This window comes from Micromonospora sp. IBHARD004 (assembly GCF_052814115.1).
Genome location: NZ_CP199934.1, coordinates 6704566 through 6721587 on the forward strand (window position 1 = coordinate 6704566; position 17022 = coordinate 6721587).

Genomic DNA, 17022 nt, shown 5'->3' on the forward strand with positions numbered 1-17022 from the left:
GTGTTGCTTTCACGTCTGTGATCGGCCCTCCCGGTCGGACGCCTCACGCCGTTCCGATTCCCGGCCCCGATCACAGCTCTCCGACGCGCCTCCGGAGTTGCCTGTGCCTTCCTCGTTACTGAGACACCGCACGGTGTCCCTGTTCGGTGCCGCCGTTCTCGGCGTCGCCAGCCTCTTCACGGCCAGCCCCGCGCTCGCCGCCCCGCCGAACCACGACACGGTGGTCGCGGACGTGCCGTCCGACCAGACGCCGAACATCGTCGATGGCGACGTGGTGGCGATCTACGACGCGGGCACGAAGGTGATCGCCGCCGGGTCGTTCACCCAGGCGCAGAACCGTGGCTCGTCCCCCACCACCGTCACGCAGAAGTACGTGCTGGCCTTCGACAAGGCCACCGGTGACATCGACACCGCCTTCAAGCCCGTGCTCGACCGTCCGGTGAACGCGGTGATCGCCGGGCCGACCGCGGGCACGGTCTACCTCGCCGGTCAGTTCACCACCGCCAACGGTGTCAACCGGCGCAAGCTGGCGCTGGTCAACATCTCCGACGGCTCGCTGGTCACCACCTTCAAGGGCCCGGCGTTCAACGGCACCGTCAACGACATCGCCAAGGTCGGTGACCGGCTGCTGGTCGGCGGCATCTTCAGCACCGCGGACGCGAGCACCCGCAACGGTCTCGCCTCGCTGGACGCCACCACCGGCGCGCTGGACAGCTACCTGACCACCGCCCTGACCGAGAACCACAACTGGACCGAGGGCAGCACGGGCGCGAAGGCCGGCGTCGGGCCGGAGAAGCTCGCCGTCTCGCCGGACGGCAGCAAGCTCGTCGTCATCGGCAACTTCAAGAAGGCCGATGGGGCGACGCACGACCAGATCGTGCGGATCAACCTCGGCGACACCTCGGCGACCATCGCGGACTGGAACACCGACCGGTACAACCCGACCTGCCGGGCCCTCTCCTTCGACTCGTACGTGCGGGACGTGCAGTTCTCGCCGGACGGCAAGTACTTCGTGGTGGCCACCACCGGCGGGGCGTACCCGGGGCTCTGCGACTCGGCGGCGCGGTGGGAAACCGCGGCGACCGGCGACGGACAGCAGCCGACCTGGGTCAACTACAGCGGCGGCGACACGTTCCTGTCCGTCGGCATCAGCGAGGAGGCCGTCTACGTCGGCGGCCACTTCCGCTGGTCCAACAACTCCTCGGGCACGGACAAGGCCGCGCCGGGCGCGGTCGGCCGGCCCAGCATCGCGGCGCTCGACCCGGCGAACGGCCTGCCGCTGTCCTGGAACCCGGGCCGGCACCCACGCGGCTACGGCGTCACCGAGATGCTGGTCACCCCGGAGGGCCTCTGGCTGGGCAGTGACCAGGACTGGATCGGCAACTTCAAGTACAAGCGGGCGAAGATCGCCTTCTTCCCGCTGACCGGCGGCAACGCCCCGCATTCCACCGCCACCAAGGGCCTGCCCGGCGACGTCTACCAGGCGGGCCGAGCCACCCAGACCGAGGTGCTCTACCGGGTCAACGCCGGCGGGCCGGCGCTGCCCGCGATCGACGGCGGCCCGGACTGGTCCGGTGACACCGTCACCACCCCGAGCCCGTTCCACAACGCCGGCAGCAGCGTCTCGACGTACACGACGGACGCGGTCCTCGACTCGACCGTGCCAGCCGGCACCCCGGCGGCGCTGTTCAACGCCGAGCGCTGGGACGGCACGACCGCCCCGGAGATGCAGTGGGAGTTCCCGGTCGCGGCGGGCACCGGGATCCAGCTGCGGCTCTACTTCGCCAACCGGTACTCGGGTACCTCGACCGTCGGCAGCCGGAAGTTCGACGTCAGCATCGACGGCGCGTTGAAGCTGAACGACTTCGACGCGGTGGCCGCGGCCGGCGGCACCAACCGCGGCACGATGCGGGCGTTCTCCCTCATCAGCGACGGCATGGTCGATATCGACTTCGCCCACGTGGTGCAGAACCCGCTGGTCCAGGGCTTCGAGATCATCCGTACGGCGCCGGCTCCTGCGGCCACCGACGTGCTCTACCGGGTGAACGCGGGCGGCCCGGCGCTGGCCGCGAGCAGCGGCCCGAGCTGGGCGGAGGACAGCGCGACCACGCCGAGCACGTACCACAACACCGGCAACGTCGCCATGACGTACACGACCAACGCGGTGATGGAGCGGAGCGTCCCGGCCGGCACCCCGGTCGAGCTGTTCAACAGCGAGCGGTACGACCAGTCGTCCACCCCGGACATGCAGTGGAACTTCCCGGTGACCGCCGGGCAGCAGGTCCAGGTACGGCTCTACCTCGCCAACCGGTACTCCGGCACCGCGACGGTCGGCAAGCGGATCTTCGACGTCTCGATCGACGGCGTGGTCAAGCTGAACGACTTCGACGCGGTGGCCGCGACCGGCTCCACCAACCGGGGCACCATGCGGGCCTTCGTCATCACCAGTGACGGCAACGTCGACATCGACTTCGGTCGGGTCGTCGAGAACCCGCTGATCCAGGGCATCGAGATCGTCAAGATCCCGACGCCGCCGTCGTCGAGCGTCGCCAACAGCATCAGCAAGCGGTCGTACGACGGCGCCACCACGGTCGGCTCGTCGACCTCGGTCGCCAACACCGACGGCACCGCCTGGTCGACGGCCAAGGGCGCCTTCTGGGTCGGCGGCACCCTGTACTACGGGATGAACGGGTCGCTCTACCGGCGCAGCTTCGACGGCAGCACCTTCGGTACGCCGAGCAAGGTCGACCCGTACCACGACACGGACTGGGACACCGTGGAGACCGGGTCGGCGCCGGCCGGGGAGTCGCAGACGTACGCCGGCAACACGGTGAACTTCTACCTGGAGATCCCGAACGTGACCGGCATGTTCTACAACGCCGGGCGGCTCTACTACACCCTCGCCGGGCAGAAGGCCCTCTACTGGCGCTGGTTCACTCCGGACAGCGGCACGGTCGGTGCGGACAAGTTCACCGTCACCGACACCACGGGCTTCGCCGACGCCGGGGGCGTGTTCCTCGACGGCGACAAGCTCTACGTGGTCAGCCGGAGCACCGGCAACCTCTCCTCGATGGCCTGGTCCTCCGGGGCCCCGACCGGCACCCTGACGGTGCTCAGCGGGCCGGCCACGGACGGCGTGGACTGGCGCGGCAACGCGGTCTTCGTCGGTCCCTGACCCGACGCACCGCACAGCGATGGCCCGGCCGGTATCGGCCGGGCCATCGCCCGTTCCGGACCCGGTCGCCCCGGCGTCCGGGCGGACGCCCGGCCGGCGGCGCCCCGCCGGCCGGAACCTCAGACCGTCGTCGGCGCGTGCTCCCGGGCCCAGACCCGCATCAGGTCCCGGACCGAGATCACCCCGGCCACCTCCCGGCCGTCGAGGACCACCAGGTGCCGGAAGGCGCCGCGGGCCATCGCCGCCGCCGCCTCCTCCACCGTCCAGTCCGGCCCGGCGTAGACCACGTCCCAGGTCAGGTGGGCCGCGGTGCGTTCGACGTCGCAGTCCAACCCCGCGCCGATCGCGTTGAGCACATCACGTTCCGTCATGATCCCGACCCCTTCGGAGTCCGGATCGATCACCACCGCCGACCCGACACCGCGGGCCGACATCATCCGGGCCGCCTGGCGGAGCGTGTGCTCCGGGCCGACCACGAGAACCTCACTGGACATCGCTTCCCGAACCTGCATCACGCATCACCCCTGTGGGACGGCACCGGTACGCACATGGTGGGCCATCGATGCGTACCGGGACAAGGCCGGGCATCGCCGGAATCGGCTCCGGCTCGCTACTGTCATCATGTGCCCACAGAGCCTCTCCGCTGCGCCGGCGCGCTGATCGTGGACGACGACGGCCGCATCTTCATCCAGCGCCGGTCCCCGGACCGGGCCATCTTCCCCAACTGCTGGGACATCGTCGGCGGCCATCTGGAACCCGGCGAGGGGGTGGAGGAGGCGCTGCGCCGCGAGGTCACCGAGGAGACCGGCTGGAGCGTCTCGCACGTCCTCGGGCTGGTCGGGGAGTACCACTGGACCGGCGACGACGGGGTGGAGCGGCTGGAGACCGACTTCCTGGTCCGGGTGGACGGCGATCTGAGCCGGCCCCTGCTGGAGGCGGGCAAGCACACCGAGTTCCGCTGGCTGGGCGAGGACGACGTCGCGCTGCTCGACGAGCACCGCCACGTCAACGAGGGGCTGATCCGGCGGATCGCCGAGAACGGATTCGCCGCGCTGCGGTCGATCGGTCTGTGAGCGACGGCGTCGAGTTGGCGCCGCACCGGTTCGCCGGGCTGGTCGCCCCGGCGGTCGACCGGGCCTTCGTCGCCGGCATGCTCGCCGGCCGCGACGGCGGCGGCGCCGAGCTGAGCTCACGATACGGCGGGCCGGCCGCGACCGGCTTCCTGGTCGAGTTCCGCACCCGACTGGCCGCGCCCGGCGGGACGGTGGACGGGCCGGGCTTCGCGGCGGTGACCCGCTACCGGGACGCGACCTCGTGCCAGCGCGCGCTGGACAAGCAGGTCGCCCACGGGACGGTGCACCGGACCCCGGACGGGGGCTTCAGCGCCACCGAGCGCGGGCTCGCCTTCCTCGCCGAGATCTACCAGGTGCACGCCGAGGTGACCGAGGAGCTGTGGGCCGGCCACGACGACCGGGTGGTCCGCCTGGTGGAGGCGCTCGGCCGGCTGCTCGCGTACGCGCTGGTGCTGACGGACTCGGAGCCGGCGGTCGCGGGCTCGGCCTTCGGCGCGATGGCCCCGCCGTACGAGCCGGAGGGCACCCCGCCGGGGGTGCTGCTGCTCAACCGGCTGGGCACCCTGCGGTACCACCGGGCGGACGCGCACGCGGCGGCGTGGCGGGCGGCGGGGCACACCGCGGCGAGCATCGCGGAGCTGCGGTCCGGGGCGGAACGGCTGGCGATCGAGCTGGAGACCGACCGTCGGGCCGCCGGGCCGTACGTCGTGCTGAGCGCGGAGGAGCGGCTGGGGATGCTCGCCGACCTGGCGGCCCTGCCCGGCTGAACCACGGTTGGCGACAGCGACGAAGTCGCCCGGCGCTATCCTCCACCGGTGACCCGGAGTCGTACGGAGGAGGATGCCGGCATGATCGGGATGGTGCTCGCGGCCGGTGCGGGGCGCCGACTGCGCCCGTACACCGACACCCTGCCCAAGGCGTTGGTGCCGGTGGACGGTGACACCACCATCCTGGACATCGCGCTGCGCAACCTCGCCGAGGTCGGGCTGACCGAGGTGGTGATCGTGGTCGGCTACGCGGCGGACGCGGTCGTCCAGCGGCAGGCCGCCCTGGCGGAGAAGTACGGCGTGACGATCACGCTGGTGCACAACGACAAGGCCGAGGAGTGGAACAACGCCTACTCGCTCTGGCTGGCCCGGGAGCACTTCGCCCGGGGCGTGCTGCTGGTCAACGGCGACACCGTGCACCCGGTGAGCGTGGAGAAGACCCTGCTGGCCGAGCGCGGCCCGGGCATCCTGCTGGCGATCGACAACATCAAGGCGCTGGCGGAGGAAGAGATGAAGACCACCTTCGACGCCGCCGGCCAGCTCACCCGGATCACCAAGGTGATGGACCCGCTCGAGGCGTACGGGGAGTACATCGGCGCGACGCTGATCGAGCCGCAGGTGGCCGACGCTCTCGCCGACGCGCTGGAGGCGACCTGGCGGCGCGATCCGAACCTCTACTACGAGGACGGCTACCAGGAGTTCGCCGACCGGGGCGGCGAGGTGCGGGCGGCGCCGATCGGCGACGTCTCCTGGGTCGAGGTCGACAACCACGCCGACCTGGCCCGGGCGCGGGAGATCGCATGCCGCTACTAGCCCGGACGATCCTCACCCCGCTGCACATCGACGTGCGCCGGGGCGCGGTGGCCGACCTGGCTGCGATCCTCGTCGACGGCCGGATCTCCGCCGGGGGCGACGTGGCGGTGGTGGTCGGGCCGGGGCAGGGCGAGCAGATCGCCGAGCTGATCCGGCCGTCGCTGCGCTCGGCGGACGTGTTCACCGTGGCCGGCGGCACCCTGGACGCCGCCGACGACCTCGGCGCGAAGCTGCGTGCCCGCTCGTACGACGCGGTGGTGGGCATCGGCGGCGGCAAGACCATCGACGTGGCGAAGTACGCGGCCACCCGGCGCGGCCTGCCGATGGTGACCGTGGCGACCAGCCTGGCCAACGACGGCATCGCCTCCCCGGTGGCCAGCCTGGTCAGCGAGGGGATCAAGGGCTCCTACGGGGTGCACATTCCGATCGCGGTGATCGTCGACCTGGACTTCGTGGAGGCCGGCCCGGAGCGGCGCAACCGGGCGGGCATCGGCGACGTGGTGAGCAACATCAGTGCGCTGGCCGACTGGGAGCTGGCCCGGCAGGTCCGCGGCGAGCCGGTCGACGGACTGGCCGCCTCGCTGGCCCGGATGGGCGCCGAGGCGGTGCTGGCCCACCGTGGCGACATGACCGACGACGCGTTCGTCACTGTGCTCGCCGAGGCGCTGATCTCCAGCGGGCTGGCAATGGCGGTCTGCGGCACCAGCCGCCCGGCGAGCGGCGGCTGCCACGAGATCATGCACGCGGTCGACGCGCTCTTCCCCGGCACCGCCTCGCACGGCGAGCTGGCCGGCCTCGGGGCGCTCTTCTGCACCTTCCTCCGCGGCGACCAGCGGCGCTTCGCGCAGATGTCGGCCTGCCTGGCCCGGCACGGCCTGCCCCGGCTCCCCGCCGACGTGGGGCTGACCGACGACCAGTTCGTGGAGGCGGTGCAGTTCGCCCCGGCCACCCGCCCGGACCGCTACACCATCCTCGAACACCTCGCGATGTCGCCTACCGAGACGCGGGAGCGGCTGGCAGACTACGCCGGTGCACTCCACGACCACCTCGGCTGAGCCGTCCCGCCCCACCGTCGCCGACTTCCACCGGGTCAACCGGGGCGGCGGCCTGTTCAGCGAGTCGATCAGCCAGTGGCTGGGCGCGGTCTTCGCGCTGGCCGCCCAGCGGCTGGGGCTGCGCCCCACCGCGCTGTCCATCGCCAACCTGCTGCTCGGCCTGGCCGCCTCGGCGACCGTGGTGGCGCTGGCCGACCGGGTCGCCGCCGGGTCCGTCCCGGCCTGGGTCGTCGGACTGGTCGCGCTGGTCGGCTGGCAGGTCGCGTACGCCCTGGACTGCGCCGACGGGCAGCTCGCCCGGGTGACCGGGCAGGGCAGCGCGGCGGGCGCGCGGGTGGACGTGCTCTGCGACGTGGCGGCCCAGATCGCGCTGGTCACCGCCCTCAGCGCGACCGCCGTGGCGCAGCGCCCGTCGACGCCGACCTGGCTGATCGCGGTCTTCGCCGGCACCTGGATGGTCAACCTGGTCACCTCGGTGATGCAGGCCGGCCCGAACGCGGCCAGCATGGTCACCTCGACCTCGCTGCCGGTACGCCTGGTGAAGCTGGTCCGCGACTACGGCGCGGTGATCTTCCTGACCGGCCTGGTGCTGACCTTCGCGCCCGCCCTGACGGTCTGGGTGATCGTCGCCTTCACCGTCGTCAACGGCGGCTTCCTCCTCGCCAGCATCGCCTTCTCCGCCCGCGCCTCCCTCCGCTGACGCCCCCGCCGGCCCGACCCGGGGTTGATCAACCAGCCCGGGCCGGGTGTGGGTGGGTCAGGCGGGGGTCGGGGTGCGGGCGACGCCGGCGTAGATGTCGATGAGCTGCTTGGTGACCACGTCGGGGTGGAAGGTGCGCTCGTAGCGGGCGCGGGCGGCGGGCGCCAGCGCGGCGGCGCCGGCCCGCGCCACGGGCAGGGCGGCGGCCAGCGCGGCCGGCTCCGGGGCCACCACCCAGCCGGCCTCGCCCGCCTGGATGCCGGCCGGCGGGGCGACCCGGCCGTCCCCGGGGACGGCGGAGGCGACGGCGGCCGGGCCGGTGCCGGCGGGCTCGCGGGGGGTGTCCGCGCCGACCAGGTACGGGATGCCGCCGAGCGCGGTGCCGAGCACCGGCCGGCCGCTGGCCAGCGCCTCGATGATCACGGTGGGCAGTACGTCGTGCCAGGTGGAGGTCGCCAGCACCACCGCGCTGGCGTCCAGCGCGGCGCGTACCCCGGCCCGGTCGAGCGGGCCGAGGAAGGTGATGTCCGCGCGTTCGGCGGCCGCCGCCTCGACCAGCGGGCGCAGCTCGCCGTCCCCGGCGATCCGCAGCGGGCCGAGCGCCCCGTCCGGGTGCCGCCGCCACGCCTCCAGCAGCAGGTCAAGCCCCTTCTCCGGGGAGAGCCGGCCGAGGAAGAGGAAGCCCTCCCCGAGCGGGGCGGGCGGACCCGGGTCGGGGATGGCGTTCGGCTTGACCACGATCCGCTCGTCCGGGATGCCGTAGTCACGCAGGTGGTCGGCGACCGCCGTGGTGAGCGCGATGAACCGGTCGACGGACTTCCAGGTCGGGCGGTGCACGGCGAGCGTGGTGGCCATCAGCGCGCTCTGCGCCCGGGACCCCCGGTAGCAGCGGTGCACGATCGCCGGCACGCCCAGCGCCCGGCCCCGGCAGTCCTGGCAGATCACGCCGTCGCGGAAGTACAGCCCGGAGGAGCAGACCTGGCGGTAGTTGTGCACCGTCTGCACCACGGGCACGCCGTGCTTGTGCGCGGTCCGCACCACCCAGGGCGAGAGCAGCGGGTACGGGTTGTGCAGGTGCAGCACGTCCGGCCGGTGCTCGGTGAGCAGGCGGCTGAGCTCCTGCTGGGCCTTCGGGGCGTAGATCGGCGAGATCGGCAGCAGCGCCTTCGCCGCCTTCGGCATCGTCGGGATCTCGTCGGAGCTGCGGATGAACGGCAGCACCTCCACCCCGGCCGCGGCGAGCTGGGCGATCTCCGCGTCGACGATGGTGTTCTCACCGGAGGGCTGGGCTTCCCGGTACCGGTTGTGCGCCACCACGATTCTCACGGAGCTCGCCTTTCGTTCGCGACCTGCCTGCCTTTGCTCGCGACTGCGGGGCTCGCAAGCTCACTCCTCGCGCTCGCGGAGGGACTCGCAAGCTCATTCCTCGCGCTCACCGGAAAGAAGGCTACCGTTGTCTGATGCCTGAACTACCGGAGGTGGAAGCGCTCGCCGGATATCTGCGTGAGCGCGCGGTGGGGCGGCGGGTCGACCGGGTCGAGGTCGCCGCGATCAGCGCCCTGAAGACGTACGACCCGGCGCCGAGCGCGGTCGCCGGCCGGCCGGTGGTCGACGCCGGCCGGCACGGCAAGTTCCTCGACGTGATCTTCGACGGCGGCCTGCACCTGGTCGTGCACCTGGCCCGGGCCGGCTGGCTGCAGTACCGGGAGGCGTTCCCGTCCACCGCGCCGCTGCGCCCCGGAAAGGGGCCGATCGCCCTGCGGGTACGCCTCGACGACGGCTCCGGCTTCGACCTGACCGAGGCCGGCACGCAGAAGAAACTGGCCGCGTACCTGGTGACCGACCCGGCGCAGGTGCCCGGGGTGGCGAAGCTGGGTCCGGACCCGCTCCGCGCCGACCTGGCCACCTTCGCCGAGCGGATGCGCAGCCGGCGCGGCCAGGTGAAGGGGGTGCTGACCGACCAGTCGGTGCTGGCCGGGGTCGGCAACGCGTACTCGGACGAGATCCTGCACGCCGCGAAGCTGTCGCCGTTCGCGATCACCGACCGGTTGACCGACGACCAGCTGGCCACCCTGCACGCGGCGACCCGGACGGTGCTCGGCGACGCGGTCCGGCGCTCGACGGGCCAGCGGGCCGCCGAGCTGAAGGGCGAGAAGCGCTCCGGCCTGAAGGTGCACGCCCGGGCCGGGCTGCCGTGTCCGGTCTGCGGGGACACGGTGCGGGAGGTCTCCTTCGCCGACTCCAGCCTCCAGTACTGCCCCACCTGTCAGACCGGGGGCAAGCCGCTCGCTGACCGTCGGTTGTCTCGGCTCGTACGGTGAGTAACGACACTTTCCGATTACGGAGAGGAATCGGCCCGCGCGCGTCGAACCTCCCGGTCCGTGGCTCTACCGGGGCCGCCTTCCATCGGTATAGTGGCTCGGTCCCCGGCTTCGAAACTGGTGCGGAGCCGGCCGGATCCCGAGCAGGCACCACCGGGCGGGTTGTCCTTAGGGCCGCCGTCCGACCCGGAGCCCGCATGGGAGACTGGAACGGTGGGCGACCCGGGCCCTCACGGCGAGTGAGGGCGCGTGTCATGCGGGAGGACATGGGTTGAGGTGACGGCAAGCCTCCAGCGCCCGGTAACCAACACAGGCCGGAGCAAGAGCGTGCGGCACGTCGACAGCTTCGAGATCCAGCCGCCGACTCCGCCGTCGCACAACGGCGTACCCCGGTCGGCGTGGGCCCGTGCCCGCCGTCGCGTCTCCCGCTGGCACCGCCCCTACATCGCGGTGCTGCTCCTGCTCGACTACGGTTCGGCGGCGCTGGCCAGTTGGATCGCCATCCAGACCTTCGACCAGGCCGCCTCGGGCTTCCAGGACGCCAAGGAATCCTGGTTCCACACGGTGGCGTTCCTGCTGCTCCCGCTCGGTTGGTTGATCATCCTGTGGGGCAACCGGGCCTACGACCGGCGATACCTCGGCCTCGGGCCGGACGAGTTCAAGCGGGTGATCCGGGCCGGCGTCGCGGTCGCCGCGACGGTCTCGTTCATCGCCTTCGCCACGAGGACCCTGCTGTCCCGGTGGACGGTCGGTTTCGCCCTGCTCGGGGCTCTGCTGCTGATCCTGCTGGGCCGGTTCGTGGCCCGGTTCGTGCTGCACGCGGTGCGCCGCCGGGTCGGTCATGCCGGGCACCGGATGGTGCTGGTCGGCACCCTGCCGGAGGCGCTGGAGGTCTACACCGCGGTCACCCGCAACCCGGGCGCCGGCCTGGTGCCGGTGGCCATCCACATCACCGACGGGTACGCCGCCGCCCGGGGCATGGAGACCCCGGTGCCGGTCTACGCCGGCCGGGACGTGCTCGCCCTGGTCCGCGAGGTCGGTGGGGACACGATCGCGGTCTGCGGCTCGGCCAGCGCCGAGCCGGGCGAGCTGCGCCGCCTCGCCTGGCAGCTGGAGGGCTCCGGGGTGGACCTGGTGGTCGCCCCCCAGCTCACCGACATCGCCGGCCCGCGGGTGCACATCCGGCCGATCGAGGGCCTGCCGCTGCTGCACGTCGAGGAGCCGACCCTGTCGGGCCCGGCGCTGCTGCTCAAGAACCTGATGGACCGGGTCGCCGCCGGGCTGGGGCTGCTGCTGCTGGCGCCACTCTTCCTGGCGATCGCCGTCGCGATCCGGGTCTCCGACCGCGGGCCGGTCTTCTTCCGCCAGCCCCGGGTCGGCCACGAGGGGCGGACCTTCCGGGTCTGGAAGTTCCGCACCATGTACGTCGACGCCGAGGATCGGCTGGCCGGCCTGGTCGACCAGAACGAGACCGACGGCATGCTGTTCAAGATGAAGCAGGACCCCCGGGTCTTCCCGGTGGGCCGCTTCCTGCGCGCCTCCTCGCTGGACGAGCTGCCGCAGCTGATCAACGTGCTGCGGGGCGAGATGTCCCTGGTCGGGCCGCGCCCGCTCCCCGCCGACGACGGCGACTTCCTCGGTGACGTGCGCCGCCGGCTGCTGGTCCGGCCGGGCATGACCGGGCTGTGGCAGGTCTCCGGCCGCTCCGACCTGTCCTGGGACGAGGCGGTCCGGCTGGACCTCTACTACGTCGACAACTGGTCGCTGGCGTACGACCTGAGCATCCTGTGGCGCACCGTGGGCGTGGTGCTGGCCCGCAAGGGCGCGTACTGATCCTCTTGGCGTAGCGGCCGACAGGCGTCAGGATCGCTGCGTGGGTGGCAACCTCTCCGCCGGGTTCGGCGTCGTCTCACTGGTCACCGCGCTGGCCGCGGCGCTCTGGGCGGTGCTGCGGCTGCGCGCCCGGCGGGGCATCGCCACGGCGACCCAGCGGGCCACGTACGAGGTGCTGCACACCGCCGGGCTGGCCGCCGAGCCGCTGCGGGCGGGGCTGAGCGCGGCGGGCGCGGCGAAGGCCGTACGTCATCTGCGGGACCTGGTGGGTGCGGCCGGGCTGGCCCTGACGGACCGGGAGGCGCTGCTCGCCCTCGACGGGCGCGGCGCGCACCACGGCGACCAGCTGCTCGCGGCCGCCCGGCGGGCGGCGGCGGCCGGGCGTTCGACGGTGCTGCGCGAGTCGGAGCTGCAGTGTGACCTGGTGGACTGCCCGGTGCGCGGCGCGGTGGTGGCCCCGCTGAGCGCGGACGGCCGGGTGGTCGGGGCGCTGGTGGCGATCGCCGACGACCAGCCGGCGCCGGGTCTGGTGCAGGCCACCCTGGAGACCGCGCACTGGGCCGGCGACCAGCTCGCCCTGGCCGAGCTGGACTCGTCCCGGGAGCGGCTGGCCCGGGCCGAGGTGCGCGCGCTGCGCGCCCAGATCAGCCCGCACTTCATCTACAACGCGCTGACCGCGATCGGCTCGTTCGTCCGGACCGACCCGGAGCGGGCCCGGGAGCTGATCCTGGAGTTCGCCGAGTTCACCCGCTACTCGTTCCGGGCGCACGGCGAGTTCACCACCCTCGCCGAGGAGCTGCGCTCGATCGACCGCTACCTGACCATCGAGCGGGCCCGGTTCGGTGACCGGCTCCAGGTGCGGTTGCAGATCGCCCCGGAGGTGCTGCCGGTGACCCTGCCGTTCCTCTGCCTCCAGCCGCTGGTGGAGAACGCGGTCCGGCACGGGTTGTCCCGCAAGCCGGGCACCGGCATGGTGAGCATCGAGGCCCGGGACGCGGGCGCGGAATGCCACATCACGGTGGAGGACGACGGAGTGGGGATGGATCCGACGACGCTGACCGCCGGCATCGCCGAGCTGGCCGGCGCCGGCAGCGACCCGGCCGACGACCCGGGCCAGCACGTCGGCCTCTCCAACGTCGACGAGCGGCTCCGGTCGGCCTTCGGGGACCGGTTCGGCCTGGTGGTGGAGACGGGCCTCGGTTCGGGTACGAAGGTGAGCATGCGGGTGCCGAAGTTCCACCCCGGCGTACGGGCGGGATCGTGAGCGAGCGGACCGACCGGGTCGGCGGGCTGAACGCGACCGGGTTCCTCCGGGTGCTGGCGGTGGACGACGAGCCGCCGGCGCTGGACGAGCTGGCGTACCACCTGCGGGCCGACCCGCGGGTGGCCCGGCTGCACACGGCCGGGGACGCCACCGAGGCGCTGCGGGTGCTCCGGGACGGCGACGTAGACGTGGTCTTCCTGGACATCCGGATGCCCGGGCTGGACGGGATGGAGCTGGCCCGGGTGCTTCGCCGGTTCGCCCGGCCGCCGGCGATCGTCTTCGTCACCGCGTACGACGACGGCGCGGTGGACGCCTTCGACCTGGGCGCCACCGACTACGTGCGCAAGCCGGTCCGCGCCGAGCGGCTGGCCGAGTCGCTGCGCCGGGTGATCGGCTCGCGGGTGGTGCCGTCGCACCCGGCCGCGATGGCCCGGGCGGAGGAGGACCCGACCATCCCGATCGAGCTGGCCGGGACGACCCGGATGCTGCCCCGCTCCGCGGTGCGCTGGGTGGAGGCGCAGGGCGACTACGCCCGGTTGCACACCGCGGACGGCTCGCACCTGGTCCGGGTGTCGCTGGCGACCCTCGCCGAGCGGTGGGCCGACGCCGGTTTCGTCCGGATCCACCGGTCCTACCTGGTGCAGTTGAAGCTGATCGCCGAGCTGCGGCTGGTCAACTCCGGCTACGTGGTGGTGATCGACGGGGCCGAGCTGCCGGTGAGCCGGAGGCACACCCGGGAGCTGAAGGACAAGCTGGTCCGGGCGGCGAAGCAGGACTGGAACCGCTGACCGGCGTGCCGGTCAGACCACCGGCACCCGGGTGTCGGCCGCATGCAGGGGCACGTAGTGGTCGAAGAAGAGCGCCTTGACCAGCTCGACCCGGCCGGCGACCCCGAACGCCGTGAACAGCGACATCATGCCGTCCTGCACCGCGTACGCGGAGATGCCCAGATCCTGGGCGATCTGGCGGGTGTTGCGTCCCCGGGCGACGGCCCCGAGCAACCGCCCCTGCCAGGGCTCCAGCCCGAGGGCCCGGATGACGAACTCGCTCACCTGGTGCGGCCGGATGCGCTGCACGGTCACCGACACCGCCGCCTCCCGCGGCACCGCGTGGAAGGCCAGCCACCGGCCGTCGTGGTGCACGCCCGACGGGTCGAGCACCCCCGACGCGCGCCCCCGGGTGACGGCCGCGCCCATCCGGGCCAGGTCCGCCGTGTCCAGCAGGTGCCGGGCGCCCTCGGTCATGTCGAAGAGCCGGCCGTCGGGCGAGAGGGTCAGCGAGCCCGCCAGCGGCGGCTGGCCCCGGGTGGGCCGCGCCGGCACGGTGGCCGCAGGAACGGGCGGCCTGCCGCGTCCCCGGCGGGCCCGGGGCACCCGGAGCCACCGGGACGCGGACGGCTCCTCCGGGGGTTCGGCAAGGGCCTCCGGCGGCGGGGTCACCGCTGGCGCGTCCCCGCGGACGAGGCTGCGGTGCAGCGCCGCGCCGAGCGGCCGGCTCGCGGGCGCGAGGTGGGCGAGGTCGGCGTCCGTGAACCGGCCCCCGGCCCGGTACAGCAGCAGCGTCCCCCAGGTCCCCTCGTCGTCGTAGCAGGCCAGACGCAGTTCGTCGGAGAAGCCGCGCGGCTGCAGGACGTTACGGAACCGCCAACTGGCGGACAGGTCCCCCTGGGTGCTGGCGCCGAGGGTGCCGACCCGGGCGCCCTCCGCGAGGTCGACGATCCGCAGGACGTCCTCCTGCCCGTACTCGTTGGCGAACAGCTCGCGCTCGAACTGCTCGTCGTGCGGGCCGCCGTCGACCACGCAGGACGCCCACATCAACGTGGTTGGGTCCAGCACGGTCCAGATCGCCAGGTCGAACCCGACCGCTTCGCGCAGCAGCACGCTCGCCTGCTGGCGGAGCCCGACGTGGTCGAGCGAGCCGTCGAGGTGCCGGGCCAGCCGCGCCACGTACGGTTCACCGGCGGAGCCGGTGGTGGGCAGCACGGCGAGCGGATCGGGCCGGACGGCGATCCTGCCCCGGTCCGAACCGACCGGGCTGCCGCTGCCCGTCTCCCCCGCCGAGCTGTCCCGCCCGTCCGGGTCGTCCAGGTCGTCCTCGGCGGGGCGGTCCAGCGGTACCTGGACACCGGCCGCGTACGCCAGGGTGACCGCGAGCTCGTGGCTGTCCGGCCGCTGTGCCGGCTCCTTCGCCAGGCAGCGGTGCACGAGGTCACGGACGATGGGGGGCAGGCCGGTCACCCGGGGCAGCGGGGCGGGTTCGAGGAAGGCGTGCGCCTCCAGCATCTCCGCGTTCGACTGCACGGTCCACGGCGGCTGTCCGGCGAGCAACCGGTAGAGGATCATCCCGAGCGCGTAGACGTCGGTGGCCGGGACGACCGTGTTGCCGAAGAGCCGCTCCGGCGCCACGTACTCCGGGGTGCCGAGCAGTTCGTCCCCCTCCCCGTTCGGGTCGCGCTGGCCGGCCACCGCCGCCAGCCCGAAGTCGACCACCTTGGCGCCGGCCGGGGTGAGCATCACGTTGCCCGGTTTGACGTCGCGGTGCACCACTCCCTGCGCGTGCGCGGCGGCGAGCGCCGAGGCGACCTCGGCGCAGTTGCGCAGCGCGGACTCGACGGGGAGCGGCCCCCGCTTGAGCCGCTGGTGCAGCGAGCGACCCTGGAGGAGTTCCATCACCACGAACGGCACCTGACGACCGTCGTCGGTCATCGACTCGCCGTAGTCGTGCACGGCGGCGATGTGCGGGTGGGTCAGCCGGGCGGCGGCCCGGGCCTCGGCCAGCACGCGCTGCCGGGAGTCCGCGTCCTCGGCGAACCGGGGGGCGAGCACCTTCACCGCCACCTGCCGGTCCAGGACCTCGTCGAAGGCACGCCACACGACACCCATGCCACCTTTGCCGATCTGGTCGACCAGCCGGTAGCGGTAACCCAGGATCGCCTCGCCCCCCACCGGCTCAGTCTGCCCTCTCCGTGCCCCCGTTGAGCTGTCGGAAATCCGTATCCCCGCAGGTCGGCCCGGCGGGGATGCGGCGGATTCCCGGCACGGACCCGGATGGATCGGGTCCGACGTGGTAATCATCGTCCCGGTCCGCGCCCGCCGCACGGTGAGTGCGGTCAGTTGCCGAAGGCGTCCAGCAGCCGGATCACACCCGGCCCGATCACGACGACGAAGAGCGCGGGAAAGAGACAGAAGATCATCGGAAAGAGGATCTTCACCGGCACCTTCTGCGCGAGCTCCTCCGCCCGCTGGCGGCGCCGCAGCCGCATCTCGGCGGCCTGCTGCCGCAGGATCCGGGCCATCGGGACGCCCAGGGTGGTCGCCTGCACGGCCGCCGAGGAAAACGCCTTCAGCTCGTTGACGCTGGTCCGGACGGCCATCTCGCGCAGGGCGTCCACCCGCGGCCGGCCGATCTGCATCTCGTGCAGCACCCGGGCGAACTCGCCGACCATCGGCCCCCGGCCGTTGCGGACCACCTGCGCCAGGGCCGCCTCGAACCCGAGACCCGCCTCGACGGTCACCACGAGGGTGTCCATGATGTCGGGCAGGGTCCGGCGGATCTCCTGCTGCCGTTCCTGGGCCAGGTGCAGCACGAGCAGGTCCGGGGCGAAGAAGCCGGCGGCGGCGCCGGCCAGCACCCAGAACACCGAGGCGACCGGACCGGCGACGAGAGCGGCCAGCACCAGGCCCACGGCGGCGCCGACGAAGAGCAGCACCCCCTTGTACGCCAACACCGCGTCCATGCTCAGCCAGGAGGGATTGCCCGCCTGGTCCAGCCGGCGACCGAGCCCCTCGAAGGCATCCGCGGGGGTCAGCCGCCGGCCGAGCGTGCGCGCGCGGTCGGCCAGCGCCCCGTGCGGCTGGCCGGCGGGCCGCGGAGCCGACGGGACCAGGCGGTAGCCCTGGTCGGCCACGCGCAGCGTACGGGCGACCGCACGGCGGTCAGCGCCGCCCGTGGCGGCGACCAGGGCCACCACCAGGGCCAGGAAAAGCGCGCCCAGGCCGGCCAGCAACAGCAGCGAGTCCAT

At 73.0% G+C, this 17022-nt stretch carries 14 protein-coding genes; 10 read left to right on the plus strand and 4 right to left on the minus strand.

Translation table 11 applies throughout. The features are described 5' to 3' along the window. Positions 1 to 133: 133 nt before the first annotated feature. Positions 134 to 3175: a malectin domain-containing carbohydrate-binding protein gene (locus ACTWO6_RS32575; RefSeq protein ID WP_446217479.1), complete on the plus strand. Its 3042-nt coding sequence runs from the start codon at positions 134 to 136 to the stop codon at positions 3173 to 3175. Positions 3176 to 3294: 119 nt separating this feature from the next. On the opposite strand, the gene ACTWO6_RS32580 is transcribed toward ACTWO6_RS32575, so the two are convergent. Continuing rightward, positions 3295 to 3687 carry a CBS domain-containing protein gene (locus ACTWO6_RS32580; RefSeq protein ID WP_446217480.1) on the minus strand — a complete coding sequence of 131 codons (393 nt, stop codon included), beginning with the start codon at positions 3685 to 3687 and terminating at the stop codon, positions 3295 to 3297. Between the two features lie 111 nt (positions 3688 to 3798). On the opposite strand from ACTWO6_RS32580, the gene ACTWO6_RS32585 reads away from it, so the two are divergent. From ACTWO6_RS32585 to ACTWO6_RS32605, 5 genes are all read left to right on the plus strand, one after another. After that, positions 3799 to 4248 (plus strand): NUDIX hydrolase, encoded by a 450-nt coding sequence (locus tag ACTWO6_RS32585; protein ID WP_446217481.1) that lies wholly within the window; start codon positions 3799 to 3801, stop codon positions 4246 to 4248. Continuing rightward, entirely contained in the window at positions 4245 to 5015 is a 771-nt protein-coding gene (locus tag ACTWO6_RS32590) for a hypothetical protein (protein WP_446217482.1), read from the plus strand. The genes ACTWO6_RS32585 and ACTWO6_RS32590 overlap by 4 nt, the downstream gene beginning before the upstream one ends. Before the next feature lie 81 nt (positions 5016 to 5096). Next, complete coding sequence (locus ACTWO6_RS32595) at positions 5097 to 5828, plus strand: phosphocholine cytidylyltransferase family protein (RefSeq protein WP_322442641.1); 732 nt, start codon at positions 5097 to 5099, stop codon at positions 5826 to 5828. Further along, positions 5816 to 6883, plus strand: coding sequence for an iron-containing alcohol dehydrogenase family protein (locus tag ACTWO6_RS32600; RefSeq protein ID WP_446217483.1), 1068 nt, complete (start codon positions 5816 to 5818; stop codon positions 6881 to 6883). Before ACTWO6_RS32595 ends, ACTWO6_RS32600 begins: the two co-directional genes overlap by 13 nt. After that, a complete protein-coding gene (locus ACTWO6_RS32605; RefSeq protein ID WP_446217484.1) occupies positions 6858 to 7583 on the plus strand; it encodes a CDP-alcohol phosphatidyltransferase family protein in 726 nt (241 codons plus the stop codon). Before ACTWO6_RS32600 ends, ACTWO6_RS32605 begins: the two co-directional genes overlap by 26 nt. A 57-nt stretch (positions 7584 to 7640) precedes the next feature. On the opposite strand, the gene ACTWO6_RS32610 is transcribed toward ACTWO6_RS32605, so the two are convergent. Next, positions 7641 to 8909 carry a glycosyltransferase family 4 protein gene (locus tag ACTWO6_RS32610; RefSeq protein ID WP_446217485.1) on the minus strand — a complete coding sequence of 423 codons (1269 nt, stop codon included), beginning with the start codon at positions 8907 to 8909 and terminating at the stop codon, positions 7641 to 7643. Between the two features lie 134 nt (positions 8910 to 9043). On the opposite strand from ACTWO6_RS32610, the gene ACTWO6_RS32615 reads away from it, so the two are divergent. From ACTWO6_RS32615 to ACTWO6_RS32630, 4 genes are all read left to right on the plus strand, one after another. Continuing rightward, a complete protein-coding gene (locus ACTWO6_RS32615) occupies positions 9044 to 9904 on the plus strand; it encodes an Fpg/Nei family DNA glycosylase (RefSeq protein WP_446217486.1) in 861 nt (286 codons plus the stop codon). Between the two features lie 327 nt (positions 9905 to 10231). After that, a complete protein-coding gene (locus ACTWO6_RS32620) occupies positions 10232 to 11737 on the plus strand; it encodes a sugar transferase (RefSeq protein ID WP_446217487.1) in 1506 nt (501 codons plus the stop codon). A 40-nt stretch (positions 11738 to 11777) separates the two neighbouring features. Beyond that, positions 11778 to 13001, plus strand: coding sequence for a sensor histidine kinase (locus ACTWO6_RS32625; protein ID WP_446217488.1), 1224 nt, complete (start codon positions 11778 to 11780; stop codon positions 12999 to 13001). Between the two features lie 26 nt (positions 13002 to 13027). After that, positions 13028 to 13789 (plus strand): LytR/AlgR family response regulator transcription factor, encoded by a 762-nt coding sequence (locus ACTWO6_RS32630; RefSeq protein WP_130340191.1) that lies wholly within the window; start codon positions 13028 to 13030, stop codon positions 13787 to 13789. Positions 13790 to 13801: 12 nt separating this feature from the next. On the opposite strand, the gene ACTWO6_RS32635 is transcribed toward ACTWO6_RS32630, so the two are convergent. Together ACTWO6_RS32635 and ACTWO6_RS32640 are read right to left on the minus strand one after the other, a co-directional pair. After that, the gene (locus ACTWO6_RS32635; RefSeq protein WP_446217489.1) at positions 13802 to 15946 is read right to left on the minus strand and encodes a protein kinase domain-containing protein; all 2145 of its coding nucleotides are present in this window, start codon (positions 15944 to 15946) and stop codon (positions 13802 to 13804) included. A 164-nt stretch (positions 15947 to 16110) separates the two neighbouring features. Beyond that, on the minus strand, positions 16111 to 17022 hold the full coding sequence (locus tag ACTWO6_RS32640; RefSeq protein ID WP_446217490.1) for a type II secretion system F family protein: 912 nt from the start codon (positions 17020 to 17022) through the stop codon (positions 16111 to 16113).

Bases quoted from the DNA above. Each gene is read 5' to 3' on its own strand.
- ACTWO6_RS32640 (WP_446217490.1), bottom strand. From the start codon at position 17,022: ATGGACTCGCTGCTGTTGCTGGCCGGCCTGGGCGCGCTTTTCCTGGCC.
- ACTWO6_RS32615 (WP_446217486.1), top strand. From the start codon at position 9,044: ATGCCTGAACTACCGGAGGTGGAAGCGCTCGCCGGATATCTGCGTGAG.
- ACTWO6_RS32580 (WP_446217480.1), bottom strand. From the start codon at position 3,687: ATGCAGGTTCGGGAAGCGATGTCCAGTGAGGTTCTCGTGGTCGGCCCG.
- ACTWO6_RS32595 (WP_322442641.1), top strand. From the start codon at position 5,097: ATGATCGGGATGGTGCTCGCGGCCGGTGCGGGGCGCCGACTGCGCCCG.
- ACTWO6_RS32600 (WP_446217483.1), top strand. From the start codon at position 5,816: ATGCCGCTACTAGCCCGGACGATCCTCACCCCGCTGCACATCGACGTG.